Below are 21300 nucleotides of genomic sequence, written 5' to 3'. Positions count from 1 at the left end.
CGGCAGCGATCTGTTATCAGAGCGGCAAGGAAGAAGTATACAGTGCTATCCGCCAGGCAGGTGTGCTGCTGCATGAAGAGAAAGGGATGATCAGCTTTTGTCCTGAGGATAAACGTGATAGAGTAGCCATGTGGCAATTAAATGGATATGAAAGGAAATTAAAGTAAGAAAGGAGTAAGTAATATGAGTAGCAAAAAGCAGTTTATCGACGAAGTATTCACTACTTTCGAAATCAATAGCCTGATCGAGCGACGCAAATGCCGCGCTACCGGTAAGGTGCGTTTTAATAGCAAGGGCGAAGCAGGCTTCTTTATACAATGGTTAAAATGGCGCTATAAGAAGTGGCTACGGGGAAAAAATCGGAGAAAGCACCGATATGGCAGTGGGGAAGGAAAACCAAAGCAACGCTATACGTATGGTTGTATCCACTGTGGTGGATATCATATTACGAAAGAGCATCCGCATGATTACAGGCGAAAAAAAGAAAAATATGAACAGAAATATGCTGAATAATTGATGATCGCTGCTTTTTTCAAATTTATTTTTCAAACATAGAATATTTTGTACATTTGTATCGAATAAAATCGAAATAGAAATGGCAGAAACTGTACAACCAAGAGCTCCAAAGACAACTGATAATAATGCGAATCAAACTCATTACTACAAAACATTGGTAGTAGCTATCGCTTTAGGTTTAATAGGCACATTTATCCGTTTTGTACCGGATGTATGTACTGCAATGGGACAACAAACTTTCTTGTTCTCCGCGATAGCAAATATCTCATTGATCGTAGGTTCTCTTATTGCATTTAAAACTGTTTTCGGTATTTTGGGATTTGGAAAAAACCGTGACTAATTAATTAAAAGTCTTTTAAAATATTGAAAGCCTCAGTTTTACTGAGGCTTTTTTTTGTGCTCATTTAAAACAAAGAAAATAATGTTTTTGAATAGGATTCCAGTAGCTGGAATATATGATAGCCTCTTGAAGGACAGGAATTTACTGATACATTAACCAACATAGAATCAATAGTGGAAAAGCATCTGTATAGAAAATATTATACGGGGCAAATAATAAATAAAAAAGGCATCAACTAAACAATTGATGCCTTTTGCTATGATTGATGATAGACTATGCAAATAATGACCATGTACCCCATGGAATACGGGCAAGCATCAGGATTAAGCCGATGATGTAGAATATCACAACAGTTTGATTTGCTTTTCTTGAGTTTTCCATCTTTTTAGCTTTTGAGTAACCGATGGTGATCAATACAATGGCAATGATCATTGTCAATGGGTGCTCAATGATTTTTAAACGTAATGTCGGATCTTTCATCACGCTGCCAGAGATCATCGATGGGTACTTCAAATAAAAGTATAAGATCAATCCCACCAATAATTGAATATGCGATACGATAAAACCTAATAAGGCAATTTTACGGTTGTAAGGTTTGTTGCCTAAATAGTTCATTAAGGTGATCACAATAGATATCACCAGGGCTAGCAATAAGACAATTGCTATTGTCGAGTGTAAGTGTAACATAAAAGCTCTCTTTAATTGTTTCCTAAGTTAGCAAAGATAAAAATATAATGAATGTATTTGTTAAAAATCATTGTTCTAGCAGAAATACCTCCGCAATTGGGTTGAACAGGTACATGCGTTTGCTGCTCAGCTCCATGCATTTATAACGCTTCCGTATCTTTTCGATCCGCTGAAAAGACCGTCCGTTCTTCAATTTAAAAAAATGGCCATCCTCCAATGCTTCTACCGTCAGTGCATTGCTTTTTGCTTTGTCATAAGCTTTTAACGCCCGGAATAGATGAAGATCGGTACAGCTTGATGCGGCCGGATTCTCCATATAACTGTGTATTGCACCGCTGATGTCAGCCGGAAAGATATTTAGTTTTAAAAATGGATCCATTAGCTCCTTAAAATGTTTTTTCCATTCAGTTCCATGCGGTTTGACACGGTGCTGATGCTTGTTCCAAGTCTGTAGATGAGCAAATTCATGTATGGTTGTGATCAGAAAGGAATAAGGATTCAGATCATGATTGACCGAAATGCGGTGTGGACTGCCCCTAAAAGGAGCACGGTAATCGCCCAATTTGCTGCTACGGGAACGGGAGATCTTAAACAGACACGCTGTATGATTGATCCAGTTAGATATGATCGGCGCAGCTTCCTCTGGCATGTATTTTTTTAGGATAGCACTGTAATCTTGCATGCTGTAAAAATAGTTATTTATTCATGCTTACCTAATAATGGCGCGACATTATTTTGTCACAAGCAAACATGATACTGTCAAAAGATAAGGCTTGTATGTTTATAGTCGAAGTAGCTACTTGTAGTATTTCTCTTAATAAGATCAATTCATTGTATCAAGGGGCAAATCTGAGTAGTTATTGACAAATAAAATACTACTGATGGCTTTATAATAGTAAAGTGTTTTGGCTATTATAATTAGTTTTATTTGTATTTTTGATATTATTTTTAGTATTTAGTAGTAAATTAATTAAAGTAGAAGATGTTCAAATCTGGATAGATATTTTTTTGGAACAAAAAGCATTGAAATCGCCTGATTTTTAGGTAAATTACCTACTAAAGAAAGGATCATAAAATATACGATATCATCTGGATGAGGAAAGGTTTTCCTCTCAGCTATAAAATAGACCTTCAAGAATATGCTAGATACCTTACATATTAAGAATTACGCCCTGATCGACGCATTGGAAATCCAATTTGATAAAGGGTTGAATATGATTACTGGGGAGACTGGAGCGGGTAAATCCATTATTATGGGAGCACTTTCCTTAATTCTGGGAAATAGGGCAGAGGGAAAACACTTTTTTGATCCATCAAAGAAATGTGTGATCGAAGGAGAATTTAATATCGGAGCTTATCAATTAAATGGCTTCTTTGAGCAGTATGATCTTGACTATGCAGATCATACGATTATCCGACGGGAAATAACACCGGATGGTAAATCCCGTGCCTTTGTTAATGATTCACCCGTTAATTTGGTTATACTGAAGCAATTGGGCGAGCAATTGATTGATGTACATTCACAGCATGCGACTTTACAGATCAATACCGAGGAATTTCAGTTTTTAGTAGTGGACAGCGTGGCGGATTCATTTGCACTGAAACAAAGCTATAAAGAGAGCTATATAGCTTATAAAAAAGCAAAACGGGAACTGGAAGAACTGAAAGAAACGGTAAAAAAGGCGGCTGTAGAGCTGGACTATTTTCAATTTCAATTTGACGAACTTGATGGGGCGAAGCTCGTGCCTGACGAACAGGGTACACTAGAGCAGCAACAGCGGCAATTGGAGAATGCCGAGGATATCAAGCGAGCCTTAAATGCGGCCTCCCGTCTGTTAGAAAACGAAGATATAGCAGTATTGACACAGTTGAAAGATGCTATGTCGCAGATCGAAGGAATATCTTCTTTTCTGCCCGAAGCGGCTGATCTTGCTGCACGGGTGAAGAGCACCTTGATCGAACTGAAAGATGTGGCTGCGGAGTTGACTTTGCTGGAAGAGGATACTCACCTGGATGAGGGCACCTTACTGGAGATCAATGAGCGATTGAGCTTACTGTATTCGCTGCAGAAAAAACATCATGTCGACTCAGTGGAGGAACTCATTCAATTAAGAGATGATCTGGAGGCAAAACTATTGGCCATTAATTCCTCCGATGAACAATTGGAGCGTCTGGAGGCCGAGGTTATAGAGAAGCTGAAAGTTGCGCTACACAATGCGAAAGCGCTTTCAAGCGCACGCGGATTAGTATTGGATACAATAGCCGGGGAGATACAAAATACGCTGTTGAATGTGGGTATGCCAAATGCGGTACTTCAGATTGTATTGGAACCACTAAAAGAGGGAGAGATGCGTGAGTCTGGAATAGATACCATTCAGTTCTTATTTTCTGCCAATAAGGGGCAGGCATTGCAATCTATCCATCGTGTAGCTTCAGGAGGGGAACTTTCCCGGGTGATGTTAGCCATAAAATCACTGGTTGCCAAAACTTCGGCTTTACCAACAATTGTCTTTGATGAGATCGATACCGGGATTTCGGGAGAGGTGGCATTACGTGTAGGAGAGGTTATGGAAAACCTAGCCGAAAATATGCAGGTAATCGCTATCTCGCACTTACCGCAGATTGCGTCAAAAGGGGCGGCGCATTTTAAAGTATATAAGGAAGACAAGGCCGATCGTACCATATCAAATATCGTCCGACTGGATCAAACCGGTAGGGTAAAAGAGATCGCGCAAATGCTGAGCGGAGCAAATCCAACGGATGCTGCACTAGAGCATGCAGAGCTGCTGTTGAAAGGTTAGGGATAAAATAATGAAACCTTATATAAAAAATCAGCCTCAGAATAAGTTATTCTGAGGCTGATTTTTTATTATTGCCCGCCGTTTTCGCCATCAGTAAGTGTGACTTTAGCTTGGAAAGGTGGCGGTGGAGTTGCTGTTCCCGTGCCAAGATAATCAGCATAAATATTTAAATTCCCGTCTACTTTACCATCAAAAAAAGTATATTCTGTCCTGAAATTGTAAAGGCCGTTTTTTGTTGGTACGTTGTTCGCCCCCAAGTTGATATAAAAATCTGGACTATCGTTAAATGATATTGCCACGGCAACTTGTCCATAATCAAAATATTTAGAATCAATTTCGTTGAATGGAACTGAGATTACGAAAGTTCTGGGATCTCCCTCAGTTTTCCATTGGTAATTGGCTCCTGGTACTGCAAACTTATAGGTAACCCCTGGAAGGGAATTCGTTATATACTCCTTCTTACAAGAAGAGAATGAAACCAAGGCTGCGGTTCCAATTAAAGCTGCTAATAAAAGTCTTTTCATATCGTTTGTGTTATTTGTGACAGTTTTTTTATTATAGGACGATAAAATAGTGTAAAAGTTTAACGTCAATCTTCTTTACAACAAAAAATGCACCATTATGGTGCATTTTCATGAATTTATTTCGATTACAGCAAGCGATTATTTCTCCGCTGTATCTTTTGAAGACTTCGGATCTGAACTAGAGACCTCAATATCTTTGGTTTCCGGATTAATGCTCACCGTTAAAATTGAACCGGTTTGGACATTTCCTTTTAGAATTTCTTCCGCAATTGGATCCTCCAGATATTTTTGGATTGCACGTTTTAAAGGACGTGCACCGAAATTACTGTCATAACCTTTATCTGCAATGAAACCTTTAGCCTCATCCGTCAAGTTAATGGTATAACCCAAATCTGAGATTCGTTTAAACAATGACGTCAATTCAATATCAATGATCTTAAAGATATTTTCTTTTGTCAACGAATTGAAAACAATAACGTCGTCAATACGGTTTAAAAACTCCGGCGCAAATGCTCTTTTTAGTGCAGTTTCGATTACTCCACGGGAATGCGCATCTGTTTGTTGCGATTTTGCCGCGGTCGTGAAACCAACGCCCTGCCCAAATTCTTTCAATTGACGTGCGCCAATATTAGAGGTCATGATGATAATGGTGTTACGGAAATCTACTTTACGGCCCAAACTGTCGGTCAATTGACCTTCATCCAATACTTGCAATAACAAATTGAACACATCTGGATGCGCTTTCTCGATTTCATCCAAAAGCACGACAGCATAAGGCTTACGACGTACCTTCTCCGTTAATTGTCCACCTTCTTCATAACCGACATATCCCGGAGGCGCCCCTACGAGCCGCGATATCGCAAATTTCTCCATGTATTCACTCATGTCAATCTGAATCAGTGCGTCCTCAGTATCAAACATAAACCGTGCAAGCTCTTTCGCTAATTCTGTCTTACCGACACCAGTAGGGCCTAAGAATATAAAGGAACCGATTGGCTTCTTAGGATCTTTCAGTCCGGCACGCGTACGTTGGATGGCTTTCACCAATTTACCAACAGCATCGTCCTGGCCAATGATTCTTCCTTTCATCAACTCACCCATATTCAACAGCTTTTGACTGTCTGTTTGGCTGACACGCTGTACGGGGATACCGGTCATCATCGCGACAACTTCCGCTACATTTTCCTCGGAAACAGTATATCGCTTAGATTTGGTTTCTTCTTCCCAGGCGATCTTTTCTTTCTCCAATTCCTCGATAAGCTTTTTCTCTGTATCGCGTAACTTAGCAGCTTCTTCATATTTTTGACTACGCACTACCTTGTTTTTCTCCAATTTGACTTCCTCGATTTTATTCTCGATGTCAATAATGGATTGTGGAACATGAATATTATTCAAGTGTACACGTGAACCAGCCTCATCCAAAGCGTCAATCGCTTTATCGGGTAGGAACCGATCCGTAATATATCGTGTTGTCAACGATACACAAGCTTCAATCGCTTCTGGGGTATAAGTCACATTGTGGTGATCCTCATATTTCTCTTTGATACGATTCAAGATCTCTACAGTTTCATCATGTGTAGCGGGTTCAATCGTCACACGTTGGAAACGACGGTCTAAAGCGCCATCTTTTTCAATATATTGACGGTATTCGTCCAGTGTAGTTGCACCGATACATTGTATTTCTCCCCTTGCCAAGGCTGGTTTGAACATATTGGAAGCATCCAAAGATCCTGAAGCACCGCCAGCACCAACAATGGTATGTATTTCGTCGATAAACAAAATGACATCCGGTGATTTTTCCAGTTCATTCATGACCGCTTTCATGCGCTCCTCAAATTGACCCCGATATTTCGTGCCCGCAACCAATGACGCCAGGTCCAAAGTAACTACACGCTTGTTGAACAGGACACGGGATACTTTGCGTTGCACAATACGCAGTGCCAATCCTTCCGCTATCGCTGATTTACCTACTCCGGGTTCACCTATTAATAACGGATTATTCTTTTTACGACGAGAAAGAATCTGTGATACACGTTCGATTTCTTTTTCACGACCTACAATCGGATCCAATCTGCCTTCCTCAGCAGCTTTGGTCAGATCTCGACCAAAGTTGTCCAATACAGGGGTTTTGGATTTGATATCCGAAACCTTTTTAGGTTGGATATATTGATCATCCTCAGCAAAATCATCATCACCGGTAGGAGAGCCCGGAGCTTCATCCTTGATGGTGGTTTTATTTTGCTCTACTTCGGCTTTGAAGATGTCATAGGTCACATTATATTGCTGTAAAATTTGCGAAGCGATATTATCTTCATCCCGTAAGATTGCCAATAATAGATGCTCGGTCCCAATAATGTCAGATTTGAAAATCTTCGCTTCCAAATAAGTAATTTTCAGAACTTTTTCAGCTTGTTTAGTTAACGGCATGTTGCCAATAGGTGCACGTGATACAGATGCCCCCTTCACTGCGTCTTCCACAGATTGACGTAGGGCAGTTGTGTCAATGCCTATGTTTTTAAGGATTTTGATCGCCATTCCATCGCCTTCACGAATCAAGCCGAGCAACAAGTGCTCTGTGCCTATATAATCGTGACGCAATCTCAAAGCTTCCTCTCTACTGTACGATATGACATCCTTTACGCGCGGTGAAAATTTTGCTTCCATTGAATACCTTTCTGTTTTATATTAAGGATATATAAATGTAGTAAATTCTACATTTCAAACCTTAAAATTATTTTAAATAATGTCATCAACAATTAAGCCATGACCATTATACGTCCAAAATGTCAGTATAAAAGATTACATTTGTATGTTAATATAACAAGAGTTTTCCAATTTTTTTAAATTTTATGTCAGACGAGAAGATTATTTTTTCGATGGCGGGTGTCAACAAAATCTATCCGCCTCAAAAACAAGTTCTAAAAAATATCTATTTATCTTTTTTCTATGGTGCCAAAATCGGCGTGATCGGTTTGAACGGATCCGGAAAATCATCACTATTGAAAATTATCGCGGGTTTGGACAAATCTTATCAGGGTGAAGTCGTGTTTTCTCCGGGTTACTCTGTGGGATATTTGGCACAAGAACCCCAATTGGATCTCGAAAAGACCGTTCTTGAAATTGTACAGGAGGGTGTTGCTGAAATTACGGCGACCTTAAAAGAATACGAAGAAATCAATGAGAAATTCGGCTTGCCTGAGGTCTACGAAAATCCAGATGAGATGGATAAACTGTTGGCCAGACAAGGTGAATTACAAGATAAAATTGACGCAACAAATGCATGGGAAATCGATTCCAAATTGGATAGAGCAATGGATGCCTTACGTTGTCCCGAACCTGATGCTAAAATTGCCAATTTGTCAGGTGGCGAGCGCAGACGTGTAGCATTATGTCGCTTATTATTGCAAGAACCTGATGTGTTATTGCTCGATGAGCCGACCAACCACTTGGATGCAGAGTCTATCGACTGGTTAGAACAACATTTAAAACAATATAAAGGAACTGTCATTGCCGTCACCCACGACCGTTACTTCTTGGATAACGTCGCCGGATGGATCTTAGAATTGGACCGTGGTGAAGGTATTCCATGGAAAGGAAATTATTCCTCTTGGTTAGACCAAAAGGCTAAACGCCTGGCACAGGAAGAAAAACAGGAAACCAAACGTCAGAAAACATTGGAGCGTGAGCTGGAGTGGGTACGTATGGCTCCAAAGGCACGCCATGCCAAATCGAAAGCCCGTCTTCATAACTATGAAAAATTGGCTTCTGAGGAAACCAAAGAACGCGAAGAGAAATTGGAATTATTTATTCCGCCTGGGCCGCGTTTGGGTAACTCTGTCATCGAGGCAACCGATATCTCCAAAGCTTATGGCGACCGTATTTTATTTGAAAATCTAAGTTTCATGTTGCCTCCTGCGGGTATCGTTGGGATCATCGGACCAAATGGCGCGGGTAAAACAACCTTATTCCGCCTGATCACGGGACAGGAGACGCCGGATACCGGATCGTTCAAAGTAGGAGAGACTGTCAAATTGGGGTATGTCGATCAGATGCACCATGACCTTGATCCTGAGAAATCTGTTTGGGAAAATATCACTGGCGGTAACGATAACATGATTTTAGGCAATCGCTCCGTAAATTCCAGAGCTTATGTGTCTAAATTTAACTTTAATGGTGCTGACCAACAAAAGAAAGTCGGTGTGCTTTCCGGTGGAGAACGCAACCGTGTCCATTTGGCGATCACGCTAAAAGAAGGATCAAATGTGCTCCTCCTCGATGAACCGACCAATGACATCGATGTCAATACATTACGTGCTTTAGAGGAAGGTCTGGAGAATTTTGGTGGTTGTGCTGTGGTCATCTCCCATGATAGATGGTTTTTGGACCGTATCTGTACACATATTCTTGCTTTTGAAGGCGATTCTCAGGTGTATTTCTTTGAAGGTAACTATACCGAATATGAGGAAAACCGTAAAAAACGTTTGGGGGACGTAACTCCACATCGCATTAAATACAAAAAATTGGTGAAATAAAAATGATCATGGAAGGCGGAAGGCTTTTGGCGGCCATAATAGACCATGCAATTGATGGAATTATTACCATAGACAACAGGGGGAATGTCGAAAGCATTAACCCTGCTGCCTTAGAATTGTTTGGATATAACGCTGAAGAAGTAATAGGACATAATGTGTCGATGTTAATGCCTGAGCCCGATCGGGGTAATCATGATAGTTATATTCATAATTATCAAACCACCGGCCATAAAAAAATTATAGGGATCGGCCGCGAGGTGATGGGGCTAAAGAAGAGCGGAAAGACATTTCCGTTTCGACTGGCAGTGAGTGAAGTCTGGCTTAAAGACAAAAATATTTTTACAGGATTTATCCACGATCTCTCACGTGAAAAGGCAGCGGAAGATATGCTAAAACAGCATGCCGCCGAATTGGAACATAAAGTCAGTGAAAGGACACGTGATTTGATATCACTGGTTTCCGAACTGGAGAAAGCAAAAGCAGAAGTTTCCAAATCTCTGGAAAAAGAAATTGAACTTAACCAGCTGAAATCACGTTTTGTATCCATGGCCTCACATGAATTCCGCACACCGCTGAGCTCCGTCCAATTGTCGGCTTCACTGATTGAAAAATATGCGGACCGTCCCGATGATAAGGCCAGTATTATCAAACATACCAACAAAATCAAGGGGGCAGTGCAGCTTCTCACCAGTATATTGAATGATTTTCTCTCACTGGAAAAATTGGAAGCGGGAATTGTGGTCATGAACAAACAGTATATTAATCTGGTTGAACTGGCGGAAGAAATCACCGAGGAGATGCAATTGATCTGTAAGAAAAATCAGCATATTGTCTACCAGCATACCGGTGAAATCGGACATTTCTCGCTGGATACGAACTTGTTAAAAAATGCGTTGGTGAATTTGATTTCCAACGCCATCAAATATTCGGGTGAAGATACTTTAATAGAATTTACAACCTGTATCGATGATAAGGGCTGTTCGATCTCCGTTAAGGATAATGGTATAGGTATTCCCAAAGAAGATCAGGTGCATTTGTTCGAACCGTTTTTCAGAGCTCATAACACTGGAAATATTCCGGGGACTGGACTGGGCTTAAATATCGTAAAAAGGTATATCGAGCTTATGGAGGGTAAAATGGAATTTGTTTCGGAATTGCATAAGGGAACATCATTTAAAGTCAGTTTTGATAAGATTTAAATTCTATCTGAATCGATGGTAGAACGATAGCCTTGTCGATCATAAATGGAAAGGATTTGTGTATTCAAATGACTATAAATACGAATGAAGAACTGAGTGTAAAAAAGTTAATTGAAAGCAATGACAATAGACACTCATCAATAATTATTGAGACATGAACAATAAAAAGACTATTCTAATCATTGAAGATAATATTGACATTAGAGAGGGAACAACCGAGATTTTAGAGTTGACAGGACGGTATGAGGTGATTACGGCTGAGAATGGTCGGGTCGGAGTTGATTTGGCAACTCGACATATCCCTGATTTGATTCTCTGTGATATCATGATGCCAGAATTGGATGGTTATGGTGTGCTATTTATGCTGAGCAAGATAGAGAGTACCGCAAAAATTCCTTTTATTTTTCTGACCGCAAAAGCCGAACGCGCAGATATGCGTAAGGCAATGGAGATGGGGGCGGATGATTACCTGACCAAACCTTTTGATGATGTGGAACTGATGAACGCAATTGAGGTTCGTCTGAAAAAGCATGAGCAGTTATCCGCAGATTCGGCCGTGGACGATGATTTGAACCTGAGTGAAGAGGAACAAGTTTTATTGCTGCAAGAATTGCTCGCCAATTCGCGTGTGAAAACGGTAAAAAAGAAACAGTCAATCTTTGAGAAAGACGATTCACCTACGTATGTTTATTATGTCAAATCGGGGCAGATTCGTAGCTTTAAGTTGTACAAAGATGGGCGGGAACTATCGACAGGGATTTATATAGGAGGGAATTATTTTGGCTATGCTTCTGTACTGTTGAATGAAAACTATGAAGATTATGCGGAAGCTGTTGAATCCAGCGAAGTTATTTTAATACCAAAAGACGCCTTTTTGGAGCTCCTATGGAAAAAACCTGCTATAGCTAGCAAATTTATTAAATTACTTTCGGTGGACCTTCGTGAAAAAGAAGAGCAATTGTTGGGCTTCGCATACCATTCTGTCCGCAAACGTGTGGCCAATGCTTTGATCAGTGTCGCCGAAAAAAGCGGAATCAATATCAATGAGGTCAATGCCTGTACAATTGATATTACCAGAGATGGGATTGCTTCGATAGCTGGTACGGCAAATGAAACAGTTTCACGTATGCTTTCTGATTTTAAAGAGGAAAAGCTGATCTCGAAGGAAAAAGGAAAGATTTACATCAATTCGATCAAAAATTTAAGGGATGTAAAACAATAACAATCAAACAAGTAAATATGGCGTGAGCTTTGAAGCTTACGGGTCATAATTATCAATACAAAAAGGGTGTGTCCGAATTCTTCGGATACACCCTTTTTGTGTAATTGTGATATATATCATTGTCAGATATGGTCTTGTATCATGTTTTTAGGCCGTGCTATGAGCTAATTTTGTTTTTAGGATAAACTTATACGTGGTTGATTGTAGAATTCAAAATGAAAGTAGTTGTATATAATGTGAGGTCATTTGAAAAGGAGTTTTGGGCATTGGCCAATGCAAAACAGCATGACCTCACCCTGATTTCAAACGGATTAAATGCCGAAACGCAAAATTATGCGCGCGGAAAGGATGCGGTTGTCATCTCAGGAGGAGATATTTTGGATGATAAAATGCTACTTAATTTAAAAAAATTAGGAATTAGTAAGATCATGACAAGAAGTAAACATACATCCCATATTGATTTGGTCAAAGCGGGTGATTTGAGCATTCAGATTGCCAATGCGCCTTTTGAGGATCAAAGCCCAAAAGGACTGGCAGAACAGACTGTCCGGAATCTCAATCTTTGGGGAATGGAAAAATGTGTCGGTAAAGCGTGCTGTTGTTTAAATGACTGCGCAAAAAAATAACTTTCAATGAGTACACAAGAAAAATCTATGGAGGAATTGGTGCAGAAATACAATGTTGCGGCTCCACGGTATACCAGTTATCCGACAGTTCCATTTTGGGACGAGAGCACATTTTCTGCCAAAGCTTGGAAGGATCAAGTATACCATACTTTCCGGCAGTCAAAAGATAAGGGAATGAGCCTATATATCCACCTGCCCTTTTGCGAAAGTCTATGCACATACTGTGGTTGTAATACACGAATCACAAAAAATCATCAGGTTGAACTTCCTTATATTACGGCGCTCCTGAAGGAGTGGGAGATGTATCGGGGTATTTTTAAAGGGGAGAAACTGCTCATCTCAGAAATACATCTAGGCGGCGGCACACCAACTTTTTTTCAGCCGAAAAACTTAAAATTCTTGATTGAGGGGATTCTGAAAGATGTCAATGTCACAGCAGATCGCTCTTTTTCATTTGAAGCGCACCCAGCTAATACCACAACCGAACACCTACAGATTCTTTTCGACCTAGGCTTCCGTCGTCTTAGCTTAGGGATACAGGATTTTGACCCTTTGGTGCAGTTTATGATCAATAGACAGCAGACCTTTGAAGAAGTTGAAGCGGTGATGTTGAATGCCAGAGAGATCGGTTTTGAGTCCATTAACTTTGACTTGATTTACGGACTGCCCAAGCAGACCCAAGCATCTGTACAGGATACCATTGATAAATCCATGCTGCTCAAGCCTGATCGGATATCTTTTTATAGTTATGCCCATGTCCCTTGGTTGAAACCTGGACAGCGGCATTATACGGAAGCGGATCTGCCAAAGGGCACTGCCAAACTAGCGCTTTATAATCTTGGGAAAAAACTGATTCTGGCACAGGGCTACGCAGATATCGGGATGGACCATTTTTCGAAAAAAGACGATGAGCTCTATCTGGCTTTTCAGGAGGAACGCTTGCACCGTAATTTTATGGGTTATGCGGATCGGTTTAACCCGTTATTAATTGGTCTTGGTGTGTCTTCAATCAGTGACGCTTGGGCTGGTTTCGCACAAAATGTGAAAACAGTTGAGGAATATCATAAGCTGATCGCATCGGGTGTGTTGCCCGTAGTGAAAGGACATATCCTTAATGCGGAAGATCTGGTCATAAGACGTTATATTCTCGATATGATGTGTAAAGGTAAAGTGCAATTGGATCCTGCATCGGATTTAACCGAACAGATTAAAGAGGAATTGTCAATATTGGTTCAGGATGGCTTGGTTAGCATAGAGGGTGAGCTGATTCAATGTACTGCTGTGGGGCGTTCATTTCTACGGAATATTTGTATGGCTTTTGATCAGCGTTTTTTGAAGCTGCGTACCAAAAAGCAATTATTTAGTGAAGCAATTTAATAGGTGATATGGCGGCAATAAAGGAAGAAGTACAACGAATCGAAAAATGTTTCCACTGCGGAGACAGAATCGAAGAAACAGGTTACTGTCTCGATGATCATGATTTTTGCTGCCTCGGATGTCAAACGGTATATCAGGTTTTGCAGGATGGGGGGATGCAACAGTACTACCGTTATAATCAGCATCCGGGGAAATCCAATAAAGAAAAACAAGCGGATTTTTCATATTTGGATGAACCACAGATTGCTACTAAATTAGTTGATTTTAAGGATGATAAAATGACTATCATTACTTTTTATATTCCCGCTATCCATTGTAGCTCATGTATTTGGCTATTGGAAAACCTTTATAAGCTCAATCCAAATGTGCTGCAGTCCCGTGTGGACTTTATGAAAAAACAGGCCAGTATTACCTTTAATCATACTTTACTTCCTCTGAAAGATTTAGTTTACCTCTTAGTGAACATTGGCTATGATCCCAAAATTACTTTGCAGGATGTCGTTAAAGAGGGAAACAAGAATAACCTGAATCCCTTGGTTGCCAAGATTGCAGTAGCAGGATTCTGTTTCGGAAATTCGATGTTATTTAGTTTTCCGGACTACTTTGGTATGGGAGCATTTGAAAAGGAGTATGCGAGTTTTTTCGGTTACATCAATTTAGCTTTTGGCTTGCCAGTTTTGTTGTATTGTGCTTCAGATTACTTTAAGTCCGCGTATGTCAGTTTGAAACAAAAAAGGTTGAATCTGGACGTCCCTTTGGCCTTGGGTATTTTGGTGCTGTTTTTACGTTCGGCTTTCGAAGTAATAACGCAGACTGGAGCTGGTTTTACAGATACTTTGTGTAGCTTGGTGTTCTTTATTCTGATCGGAAAGTGGGTACAGCAGCGGACTTATTATCACATTTCTTTTGAAAGGGATTATCGGAGCTATTTCCCCGTTGCGGTAACCGTGCTTACTGAAAATGGGGACAAACCCGTACAATTGGCCGATATTCATATCGGAGACCGTATCCTTGTTCGCAACAATGAGATTATCCCGGCAGACGCCATATTATTAAAAGGCGATGCAGCAATTGACTTTAGTTTTGTAACCGGCGAATCAAGTCCTGTGAGTAAAACCTTAGGGGAAATTATTTATGCTGGGGGACGTCAGACAGGGGAGGCAATCGAACTGGAGGTCGTAAAGCCAATTTCTCAGTCGTATCTGACCAAATTATGGAATAATGAAAACTATAAAGATTACGATAAGCATTTTCAGACTTTTGTAAACTTTATAAGTAAATATTTTACTGTTGTTTTATTGGCGATCGCTTTCTTTGCAGCGCTTTATTGGGCTGTAGATGGAAGTGCCAACAGGGCCTGGGGAGCTTTTACGGCAGTGCTGATTATTGCGTGCCCTTGCGCATTGGCGTTGAGCTCTCCATTCACCCTATCTGCGGCATTAAGTATTTTCGATCGAAATAAATTTTATGTTAAAAATACCGCTGCAATCGAACAGATGGCAACGATAGACACACTCGTTTTCGACAAAACAGGGACTATTTCTTCGCCCAAAGCAACTTCTATTTATTTTGAAGGAGCACTTACAACGAAAGAAAAAAAGTTGCTCAATGCAACATGTCGAAATTCTAGCCATCCGTTAAGCCGTGAGATCGTGAAATGGCTGAATGTGTCATCGGATATTCCGGTGACAAACTTCAAGGAGTTTCCCGGAAAAGGAATGACGGCTGAACTTGCAGGGCAGGTGGTTAAGGTCGGTAGCGCCAATTTTTTGAATATAGGAAAGATCAAGACCGACGGATCTGTCGTATTCGTACGCATCGGTGATGAACTGAAAGGATATTTTACCATGGAACAGGCCTGGAGAGCAGGCTTGTCGGCATTGATCGAAGATTTCAAACCTCGTTACGACCTGCATCTGATATCGGGAGATAATGACCGACGTCTGGATGCACTAAAATTGATTTTTCCCTCAGCAGCCTGCTTGATATTTAACCAGTCGCCAATGGAAAAACTGGGGCGTATTCAGAAATTTCAGCAGGAAGGAAAACATGTCTGTATGATCGGTGATGGATTGAATGATGCCGGAGCATTGCGTAAAGCTGATTTGGGAATTGCGGTCAGTGATGATATTAATAACTTTTCACCCGGATGTGATGCTATTCTTGACGGAGAGTCGTTTTCAAAACTATCCGATTTCTTTGCTTTTAGTAAAGATGCTGTAAAGGTGATTCACATGAGTTTTGGGATTTCTTTACTTTATAATATAATCGGGCTGAGTTTTGCCATTCAGGGGATTATGTCGCCCTTATTTGCGGCAATTTTGATGCCGATAAGTACTGTTACGATCATCTCTTTTACCAGCTTAATGACAAGATGGTATGCAAAACGTCATAAACTATAGTTGTTATGGAAATCATGTACATTCTAATCGGTTGTAGTGTCCTTTTGGCCTTGGTGTTTTTATGCGCTTTTTTCTGGGCGAATAAATCGGGCCAGCACGACGATACTTATACCCCTTCGGTAAGAATTCTGTTTGATGATGAAATAATCGAAGAAGAGGGAAAATAGAGTAGTGTTAACTAAAACGTTATCGTAATTAAATCAATTACTTTTTTTTGTAATTAAGGTTATTATCAATAAAATTGGGGATAAATACCAATTTGAAATAGAAATACATGAGTAATAACCCATTTTCATTAAAAGATAAGGTTGTCGTTATCACGGGAGGTACGGGAATTCTAGGTGAAGCATTTGTGGAAGCACTGGCTGAAGCAGAGGCTAAAGTTGCTATTCTTGGACGTAATCAGCAGACCGGAACAGAGCGTGTGCAACAGGTGGAATCCCTTGGTGGGGAGGCCATGTTTGTAGAAGTAGATATCATGGACGAACAGGATATCAGCAGAGCAAAGGATGAAGTCCTCAATAAATGGGGACGAATAGACGGACTTGTGAATGCTGTTGGCGGAAATATCCCGGGCGCAACAATAGGAGCTGATCAAGATCTGTTTGCAAGCAATATTCAGGACACCATCAAAGCGATTGAGCTGAACCTTTATGGAACAATTATTCCTACACATATTATTGGCCGTGAAATAGCAGAAAGCGGAAAGGGGGTAATCGTAAATATTTCCTCCCTGACGGCAAGCAGGCCCTTCACACGGGTATTAGGATATACAGTTGCTAAACACGGTATTGACGGTTATACAAAATGGATGGCAACGGAACTTGCACAACGTTACGGTGACCAAGTTCGCGTCAATGCAATTGCTCCGGGGGTCTTCCTGACCAAACAAAACAAAAATCTATTAATAAACTCCGACGGTAGCTATAGTGAACGAACCAAGCGGATACTCAGCGGAACACCTTATAATCGATTGGGAGATCCGCGGGAATTGAAAGGGACTTTGATCTATTTGTTGAGTGATGCCTCAGCATTTGTAACTGGAGAAACGGTTTTTGTGGATGGTGGCTTTAATGCATGGTGTGGCGTTTAACGAAATTTTGAGATGAATAAATTAGAACAAACATGGCGTTGGTATGGTCCCAACGATCCGGTATCCTTACAGGATGTTAAACAGGCCGGTGCAACGGGCATCGTAACGGCATTACATCATATTCCTCATGGGGAAATTTGGCCTCTAGCCGATATTCAGGAACGAAAACGTATTATTGAAGATGCGGGCTTAGTTTGGTCAGTGGTGGAGAGCGTGACGGTTCATGAAGAAATTAAAACAAAAGGACCGAAAGCTGATGAGTATATCGCTAAGTATAACCAGACATTGGCCAACCTCGCCCAGTGTGGTATTAAAACCATCTGCTATAATTTTATGCCAGTGCTGGATTGGACTAGGACACAATTGGATCTATTGATGGCAGATGGTTCAAAGGCACTGTACTTTGATTGGATTGATTTGGCACTCTTCGATATATTTATATTAAAACGAGATGCCGCCCGCACGGAGTATCCCGAAGATGTTGTTAAAGGGGCATCTTTGCGGTTTGAAGAGATTTCGGAACGACAAAAAGATGAATTGGCAAATGTTGTCTTAATGGGAATTCCAGGAGAGAAGAGTGTGGAATTAGAAGCATTGAAAGCAAGTATTGATACCTATAAGCATATTGGAAAAGATGGTTTGCGCGATAATTTGGTTTATTTTCTTCGGGGAATCGCGGCAACCTGTGAGGAGAATGGTATATGCATGACCATTCACCCTGATGATCCACCGTACTCTATTTTAGGTTTGCCTCGCATTGCCAGTAATGGTGAGGATTTTGACTATTTTCTGAATGAAGTTCCACAACAATTCAATGGCGTTTGTTTTTGTACGGGATCCTTGGGAGCTAGTCAAACAAATGATTTGCCAGCAATCTTGGAAAATATCAAAGGGCGGGTAAACTTTGTTCACTTACGAAATGTGAAGAAAGATGCGATCGGGAGTTTTTACGAGGCGGATCATTTGGATGGTGATGTCAATATGTATAAAATAATGAAGATCTTGGTTGCTGAAAACCAGTTGAGATCTACAGCTATTCCATTCAGGCCAGATCATGGGCATCAGATGCTGGATGATCTTAATAAGGTGACGAATCCGGGCTATTCTGCTATTGGACGATTGAGAGGCTTAGCCGAATTGCGGGGCCTGGAATATGGTATTGCCGGTGAATAATACCAGAAGGACAAATTTAATTAACGATCTATAACGTTCCACTGGAGCGTTTATACAATAGCCGAGAAATTGGAGGTATTGTTCTTCCTGTTTCCCGGCTGTTTTTATTTTTAAGTGAGGCTGTATCAAAAGTCAATTTTTTGATTTTGTCTCCAAATAAACTTCTGCAATTTCACTCAAAATTAAATCCGATAATGCACCAACAAAATCTAATTCTGATTTTCAAAAGAGTATTTTAATGAATGATATAGCTTCATATAATGACAAAAATTATAAAGAAGATTTGCGGATAATGAGCTGTGTCGGAAGCTCTATCGTTTCAAATTCATGTATTGGTCTCGTTTGGTTAATGGTGGCGATTAATTTATTTGTTGCCAATTCGCCAATTTCGGTAGCTGGCTGTACAACTGTGGATAGCGCCGGATTTAACGAGGCGGCAATTTGCGTATTTGAAAAACCGATAACGGCAACCTGAAACGGGACCTCAATCTGCAGTTCAGCTAAAATGCCCAATGTTCTGGTTGTAATAACATCTGTTGCTCCAAAAATCGCATCTATATTCTTGTTCTCAATATATTCCCGAATTACAATTTCTTTTATCGTTCGATCTATATCGGTGGTATTATTAAGGCTGCATTCGATATAATGGTTTTTATTGAATGGAATATCCGCATCTGATAAGGCCGATTTGAAACCATTTAATCGTTCGGCTGCAACACCCAGGTTCTTTCCTGTGATATGTAAAATGTTTTTTTTGCCTTGTTCGATGAGATGTTTTGTAGCGTTATATGCGCCTTGAAAATTATTGACCCCAACTTTGAAGGTATCGAGCTGGTGATTGATGCGGTCAAAAATAACAACAGGTATCTGCGATTTGATTAATGCTTTCAGTTCATCAATGTTTGAATCCGAGGAGACCGGAGATATCATTAAGCCATCAACGCCTCGCATGCGCAAAACGTCAATACAATTTTTTTCGATCCGTTCGTCTTCCCGACTTTGCATGAAAATAACATCAAATACAGTCTGCTGAGAGGCTATTTGAATTCCATCCAGGATTTGTGAAACGAATGTATTGCTAATATTGGATACAACAACCCCTATGGTATTGGATTTTCCTATTTTCAAGCTCCGCGCTAATTTATTTGGATGGAAATTATGCTTTTTGGCATATTCCTGAACTATCTTTTTAGTCGCTTCACTTATTTCGTAGCTGTCTGATAATGCTTTGGAAACCGTCGAAACAGAAATATTGAGTGCCAAGGCTATATCTTTCAGGGTAGTTCTGCTCATCGCTTTGATGGTTATTTTAAGAAGATAAATCTACACAAAAAAATAGATAAAAATGCTTTTATCTTTATAAAGAACCATTAGTTGAAGGCTGACTGATAACACTCAAGTCAGAGTATATCGCGCTATTTGGTCTTTATCCAGGGTTTATCCGGTCTTCATTCGGTCCCGAAAGCCGCTCTAAGCACTGTTTAAGCGGATTTGCGGCATACTGCCACAGGGCTTGCTGCGTATAGACACGTACTCATCTCGGACTCAACACGGATTCAGGGTTTATTGCGGCTAAATAAAAAGTACCTACATATCACCTTAAACCTGCGGGGGGCGTGAAACAACGACTGTTCCACTGCATCGTTAAATTAAAGCATTCCCAGTGCGATGCTGAACCTCCCGACTTCTTTTTATCTGGTTATAGCTATTTATAGCGAGTTGTCTTCGTGTTTCGAGCGTTGTTGCAGAGGTTTTCGGTTGCGGTTCGGGTCAGCGTTGGCCCCCGGTCGGGGCATGCAGGGGGCAATGTTCGTCCTCGGAACGCCATCTGTTCATGATGGTGGCGGGGTGAGTACAGGGTAATAGTCGGAGGCAACACGGACGCGGCACGCTGGCAGACCGAAGCTGTCCACAAGCTGTCCCGAATGTTCCCCGAAGCTACGCCGACCCCGCCCGGACCCTAGCAGGGAGCAGGTGGGGAGGGGACAGGAGGTTTCCACAGGCTCTTCCCGGAATCCGGAGCCTCATCCCCGAACGAGGGGCATGATCTCCCCTAAATAAAGAAGAGTTCTGCACTTCTTATTCATTAGTGTAGCTTTTGTTTATATTTACCCTAGTATTAAATTAGGTTTAGTTTAGTTCCTACCTATACTATACCTAAACTAAACCTAAACAAACCCTAACTAAACCCTAACTAAAAGAATAAGAAAGTACAGTTATGAAAGGGGTTATTCCGCAGTCCTGTGATCAGCCCTTTTTCCCCACCCTCTGCAGCTCCCACGGCCAGAACGCAAAAAGAATCCCCCAAGTTACCAGCCAGTTAGCGGCAAAATGAAAATAATAAGAACAAAAGGCTTGGAAGTTTGTTATTAAACTCCCTATCTTTGCACCACTCCGCAAGGGAGGGACGGTTACCGCGAGAGCAGGTATCCATGAAAAAAGAAGGGTTTAACGAGAGTTAAACGCGGAAATCGAAAAAAGGGAAACGAAAAAAAACTTCAGAAAGTTTTTGGAAGTTCCGAAAAGATTTCTACCTTTGCAGTCCCAACGAAAACGAAGGGAAACAAATAAGATAAAGACGGCGCAATGCCATCGGAATATAGCGGATACGGAAGTTGAAGCGCAGAAGTTCTTTAAGAAAACACAATCATGTAAGCGTGACGGGTAGACAGACGAAAGTCGAAAGTCATGAACAAATTCAAGAATAGTTTAATTCGGTCCAAGATCAGAGATATAAAAAAAGAATTCTGATTATTATAAATAGTTGGAATCAAAAACTTCGTTTTACAATGGAGAGTTTGATCCTGG

At 40.7% G+C, this 21300-nt stretch carries 17 protein-coding genes; 12 read left to right on the top strand and 5 right to left on the bottom strand.

The window, feature by feature from the left end:
- The first annotated feature begins 183 nt into the window (after positions 1-183).
- Together D7322_RS27675 and D7322_RS27670 are read left to right on the top strand one after the other, a co-directional pair.
- Positions 184-513 (top strand): hypothetical protein, encoded by a 330-nt coding sequence (locus tag D7322_RS27675; RefSeq protein ID WP_121127402.1) that lies wholly within the window; start codon positions 184-186, stop codon positions 511-513.
- 82 nt (positions 514-595) lie between these two features.
- Entirely contained in the window at positions 596-856 is a 261-nt protein-coding gene (locus tag D7322_RS27670; RefSeq protein WP_121127401.1) for a hypothetical protein, read from the top strand.
- 273 nt (positions 857-1129) lie between these two features.
- On the opposite strand, the gene D7322_RS27665 is transcribed toward D7322_RS27670, so the two are convergent.
- Together D7322_RS27665 and D7322_RS27660 are read right to left on the bottom strand one after the other, a co-directional pair.
- Positions 1130-1543: a hypothetical protein gene (locus D7322_RS27665; RefSeq protein WP_121127400.1), complete on the bottom strand. Its 414-nt coding sequence runs from the start codon at positions 1541-1543 to the stop codon at positions 1130-1132.
- Between the two features lie 67 nt (positions 1544-1610).
- Positions 1611-2225 (bottom strand): SprT-like domain-containing protein, encoded by a 615-nt coding sequence (locus D7322_RS27660; RefSeq protein ID WP_121127399.1) that lies wholly within the window; start codon positions 2223-2225, stop codon positions 1611-1613.
- A gap of 457 nt (positions 2226-2682) precedes the next feature.
- Here D7322_RS27660 and recN point away from each other — a divergent pair, with 457 nt between their 5' ends.
- Positions 2683-4344, top strand: a complete 1662-nt coding sequence (gene recN, locus D7322_RS27655) for a DNA repair protein RecN (RefSeq protein WP_121127398.1) — start codon at positions 2683-2685, stop codon at positions 4342-4344.
- Positions 4345-4412: 68 nt separating this feature from the next.
- Here recN and D7322_RS27650 read toward each other — a convergent pair whose 3' ends face one another.
- Both D7322_RS27650 and D7322_RS27645 read right to left on the bottom strand, forming a co-directional pair.
- Positions 4413-4868: a hypothetical protein gene (locus tag D7322_RS27650; protein ID WP_147430561.1), complete on the bottom strand. Its 456-nt coding sequence runs from the start codon at positions 4866-4868 to the stop codon at positions 4413-4415.
- Between the two features lie 138 nt (positions 4869-5006).
- Complete coding sequence (locus tag D7322_RS27645) at positions 5007-7532, bottom strand: ATP-dependent Clp protease ATP-binding subunit (protein ID WP_121127396.1); 2526 nt, start codon at positions 7530-7532, stop codon at positions 5007-5009.
- 185 nt (positions 7533-7717) lie between these two features.
- On the opposite strand from D7322_RS27645, the gene ettA reads away from it, so the two are divergent.
- The 9 genes from ettA to uxuA all read left to right on the top strand — a co-directional run bounded on the left by ettA (position 7718) and on the right by uxuA (position 18492).
- The gene (gene ettA / locus D7322_RS27640; RefSeq protein ID WP_121127395.1) at positions 7718-9400 is read left to right on the top strand and encodes an energy-dependent translational throttle protein EttA; all 1683 of its coding nucleotides are present in this window, start codon (positions 7718-7720) and stop codon (positions 9398-9400) included.
- An 8-nt stretch (positions 9401-9408) separates the two neighbouring features.
- Positions 9409-10599, top strand: coding sequence for a PAS domain-containing sensor histidine kinase (locus tag D7322_RS27635; RefSeq protein ID WP_121127404.1), 1191 nt, complete (start codon positions 9409-9411; stop codon positions 10597-10599).
- 154 nt (positions 10600-10753) lie between these two features.
- A complete protein-coding gene (locus D7322_RS27630; protein ID WP_121127394.1) occupies positions 10754-11821 on the top strand; it encodes a response regulator in 1068 nt (355 codons plus the stop codon).
- 215 nt (positions 11822-12036) lie between these two features.
- Positions 12037-12447: a Rossmann-fold NAD(P)-binding domain-containing protein gene (locus tag D7322_RS27625; RefSeq protein WP_121127393.1), complete on the top strand. Its 411-nt coding sequence runs from the start codon at positions 12037-12039 to the stop codon at positions 12445-12447.
- Between the two features lie 6 nt (positions 12448-12453).
- On the top strand, positions 12454-13824 hold the full coding sequence (gene hemN, locus D7322_RS27620) for an oxygen-independent coproporphyrinogen III oxidase (RefSeq protein ID WP_245971498.1): 1371 nt from the start codon (positions 12454-12456) through the stop codon (positions 13822-13824).
- A gap of 8 nt (positions 13825-13832) precedes the next feature.
- Positions 13833-16226 carry a heavy metal translocating P-type ATPase gene (locus D7322_RS27615; protein ID WP_121127392.1) on the top strand — a complete coding sequence of 798 codons (2394 nt, stop codon included), beginning with the start codon at positions 13833-13835 and terminating at the stop codon, positions 16224-16226.
- Between the two features lie 5 nt (positions 16227-16231).
- Positions 16232-16393 carry a cbb3-type cytochrome oxidase assembly protein CcoS gene (gene ccoS, locus D7322_RS27610; RefSeq protein ID WP_121127391.1) on the top strand — a complete coding sequence of 54 codons (162 nt, stop codon included), beginning with the start codon at positions 16232-16234 and terminating at the stop codon, positions 16391-16393.
- Between the two features lie 107 nt (positions 16394-16500).
- Positions 16501-17319, top strand: a complete 819-nt coding sequence (locus D7322_RS27605) for an SDR family oxidoreductase (protein ID WP_121127390.1) — start codon at positions 16501-16503, stop codon at positions 17317-17319.
- A 12-nt stretch (positions 17320-17331) separates the two neighbouring features.
- The gene (gene uxuA, locus D7322_RS27600) at positions 17332-18492 is read left to right on the top strand and encodes a mannonate dehydratase (protein ID WP_121127389.1); all 1161 of its coding nucleotides are present in this window, start codon (positions 17332-17334) and stop codon (positions 18490-18492) included.
- Positions 18493-18762: 270 nt separating this feature from the next.
- On the opposite strand, the gene D7322_RS27595 is transcribed toward uxuA, so the two are convergent.
- On the bottom strand, positions 18763-19785 hold the full coding sequence (locus D7322_RS27595) for a LacI family DNA-binding transcriptional regulator (protein ID WP_121127388.1): 1023 nt from the start codon (positions 19783-19785) through the stop codon (positions 18763-18765).
- Positions 19786-21300 lie beyond the last annotated feature (1515 nt).

The organism is Sphingobacterium puteale, assembly GCF_003627955.1.
GTDB lineage: Bacteria > Bacteroidota > Bacteroidia > Sphingobacteriales > Sphingobacteriaceae > Sphingobacterium > Sphingobacterium puteale.
The sequence above is the reverse complement of the archived record's forward strand: the minus strand, read 5'-3'. Positions and strand labels throughout refer to the sequence as shown.

Bases quoted from the DNA above. Each gene is read 5' to 3' on its own strand.
- D7322_RS27675 (WP_121127402.1), top strand. From the start codon at position 184: ATGAGTAGCAAAAAGCAGTTTATCGACGAAGTATTCACTACTTTCGAA.
- D7322_RS27670 (WP_121127401.1), top strand. From the start codon at position 596: ATGGCAGAAACTGTACAACCAAGAGCTCCAAAGACAACTGATAATAAT.
- D7322_RS27665 (WP_121127400.1), bottom strand. From the start codon at position 1,543: ATGTTACACTTACACTCGACAATAGCAATTGTCTTATTGCTAGCCCTG.
- D7322_RS27660 (WP_121127399.1), bottom strand. From the start codon at position 2,225: ATGCAAGATTACAGTGCTATCCTAAAAAAATACATGCCAGAGGAAGCT.
- recN (WP_121127398.1), top strand. From the start codon at position 2,683: ATGCTAGATACCTTACATATTAAGAATTACGCCCTGATCGACGCATTG.
- D7322_RS27650 (WP_147430561.1), bottom strand. From the start codon at position 4,868: ATGAAAAGACTTTTATTAGCAGCTTTAATTGGAACCGCAGCCTTGGTT.
- D7322_RS27645 (WP_121127396.1), bottom strand. From the start codon at position 7,532: ATGGAAGCAAAATTTTCACCGCGCGTAAAGGATGTCATATCGTACAGT.
- ettA (WP_121127395.1), top strand. From the start codon at position 7,718: ATGTCAGACGAGAAGATTATTTTTTCGATGGCGGGTGTCAACAAAATC.
- D7322_RS27635 (WP_121127404.1), top strand. From the start codon at position 9,409: ATGGAAGGCGGAAGGCTTTTGGCGGCCATAATAGACCATGCAATTGAT.
- D7322_RS27630 (WP_121127394.1), top strand. From the start codon at position 10,754: ATGAACAATAAAAAGACTATTCTAATCATTGAAGATAATATTGACATT.
- D7322_RS27625 (WP_121127393.1), top strand. From the start codon at position 12,037: ATGAAAGTAGTTGTATATAATGTGAGGTCATTTGAAAAGGAGTTTTGG.
- hemN (WP_245971498.1), top strand. From the start codon at position 12,454: ATGAGTACACAAGAAAAATCTATGGAGGAATTGGTGCAGAAATACAAT.
- D7322_RS27615 (WP_121127392.1), top strand. From the start codon at position 13,833: ATGGCGGCAATAAAGGAAGAAGTACAACGAATCGAAAAATGTTTCCAC.
- ccoS (WP_121127391.1), top strand. From the start codon at position 16,232: ATGGAAATCATGTACATTCTAATCGGTTGTAGTGTCCTTTTGGCCTTG.
- D7322_RS27605 (WP_121127390.1), top strand. From the start codon at position 16,501: ATGAGTAATAACCCATTTTCATTAAAAGATAAGGTTGTCGTTATCACG.
- uxuA (WP_121127389.1), top strand. From the start codon at position 17,332: ATGAATAAATTAGAACAAACATGGCGTTGGTATGGTCCCAACGATCCG.
- D7322_RS27595 (WP_121127388.1), bottom strand. From the start codon at position 19,785: ATGAGCAGAACTACCCTGAAAGATATAGCCTTGGCACTCAATATTTCT.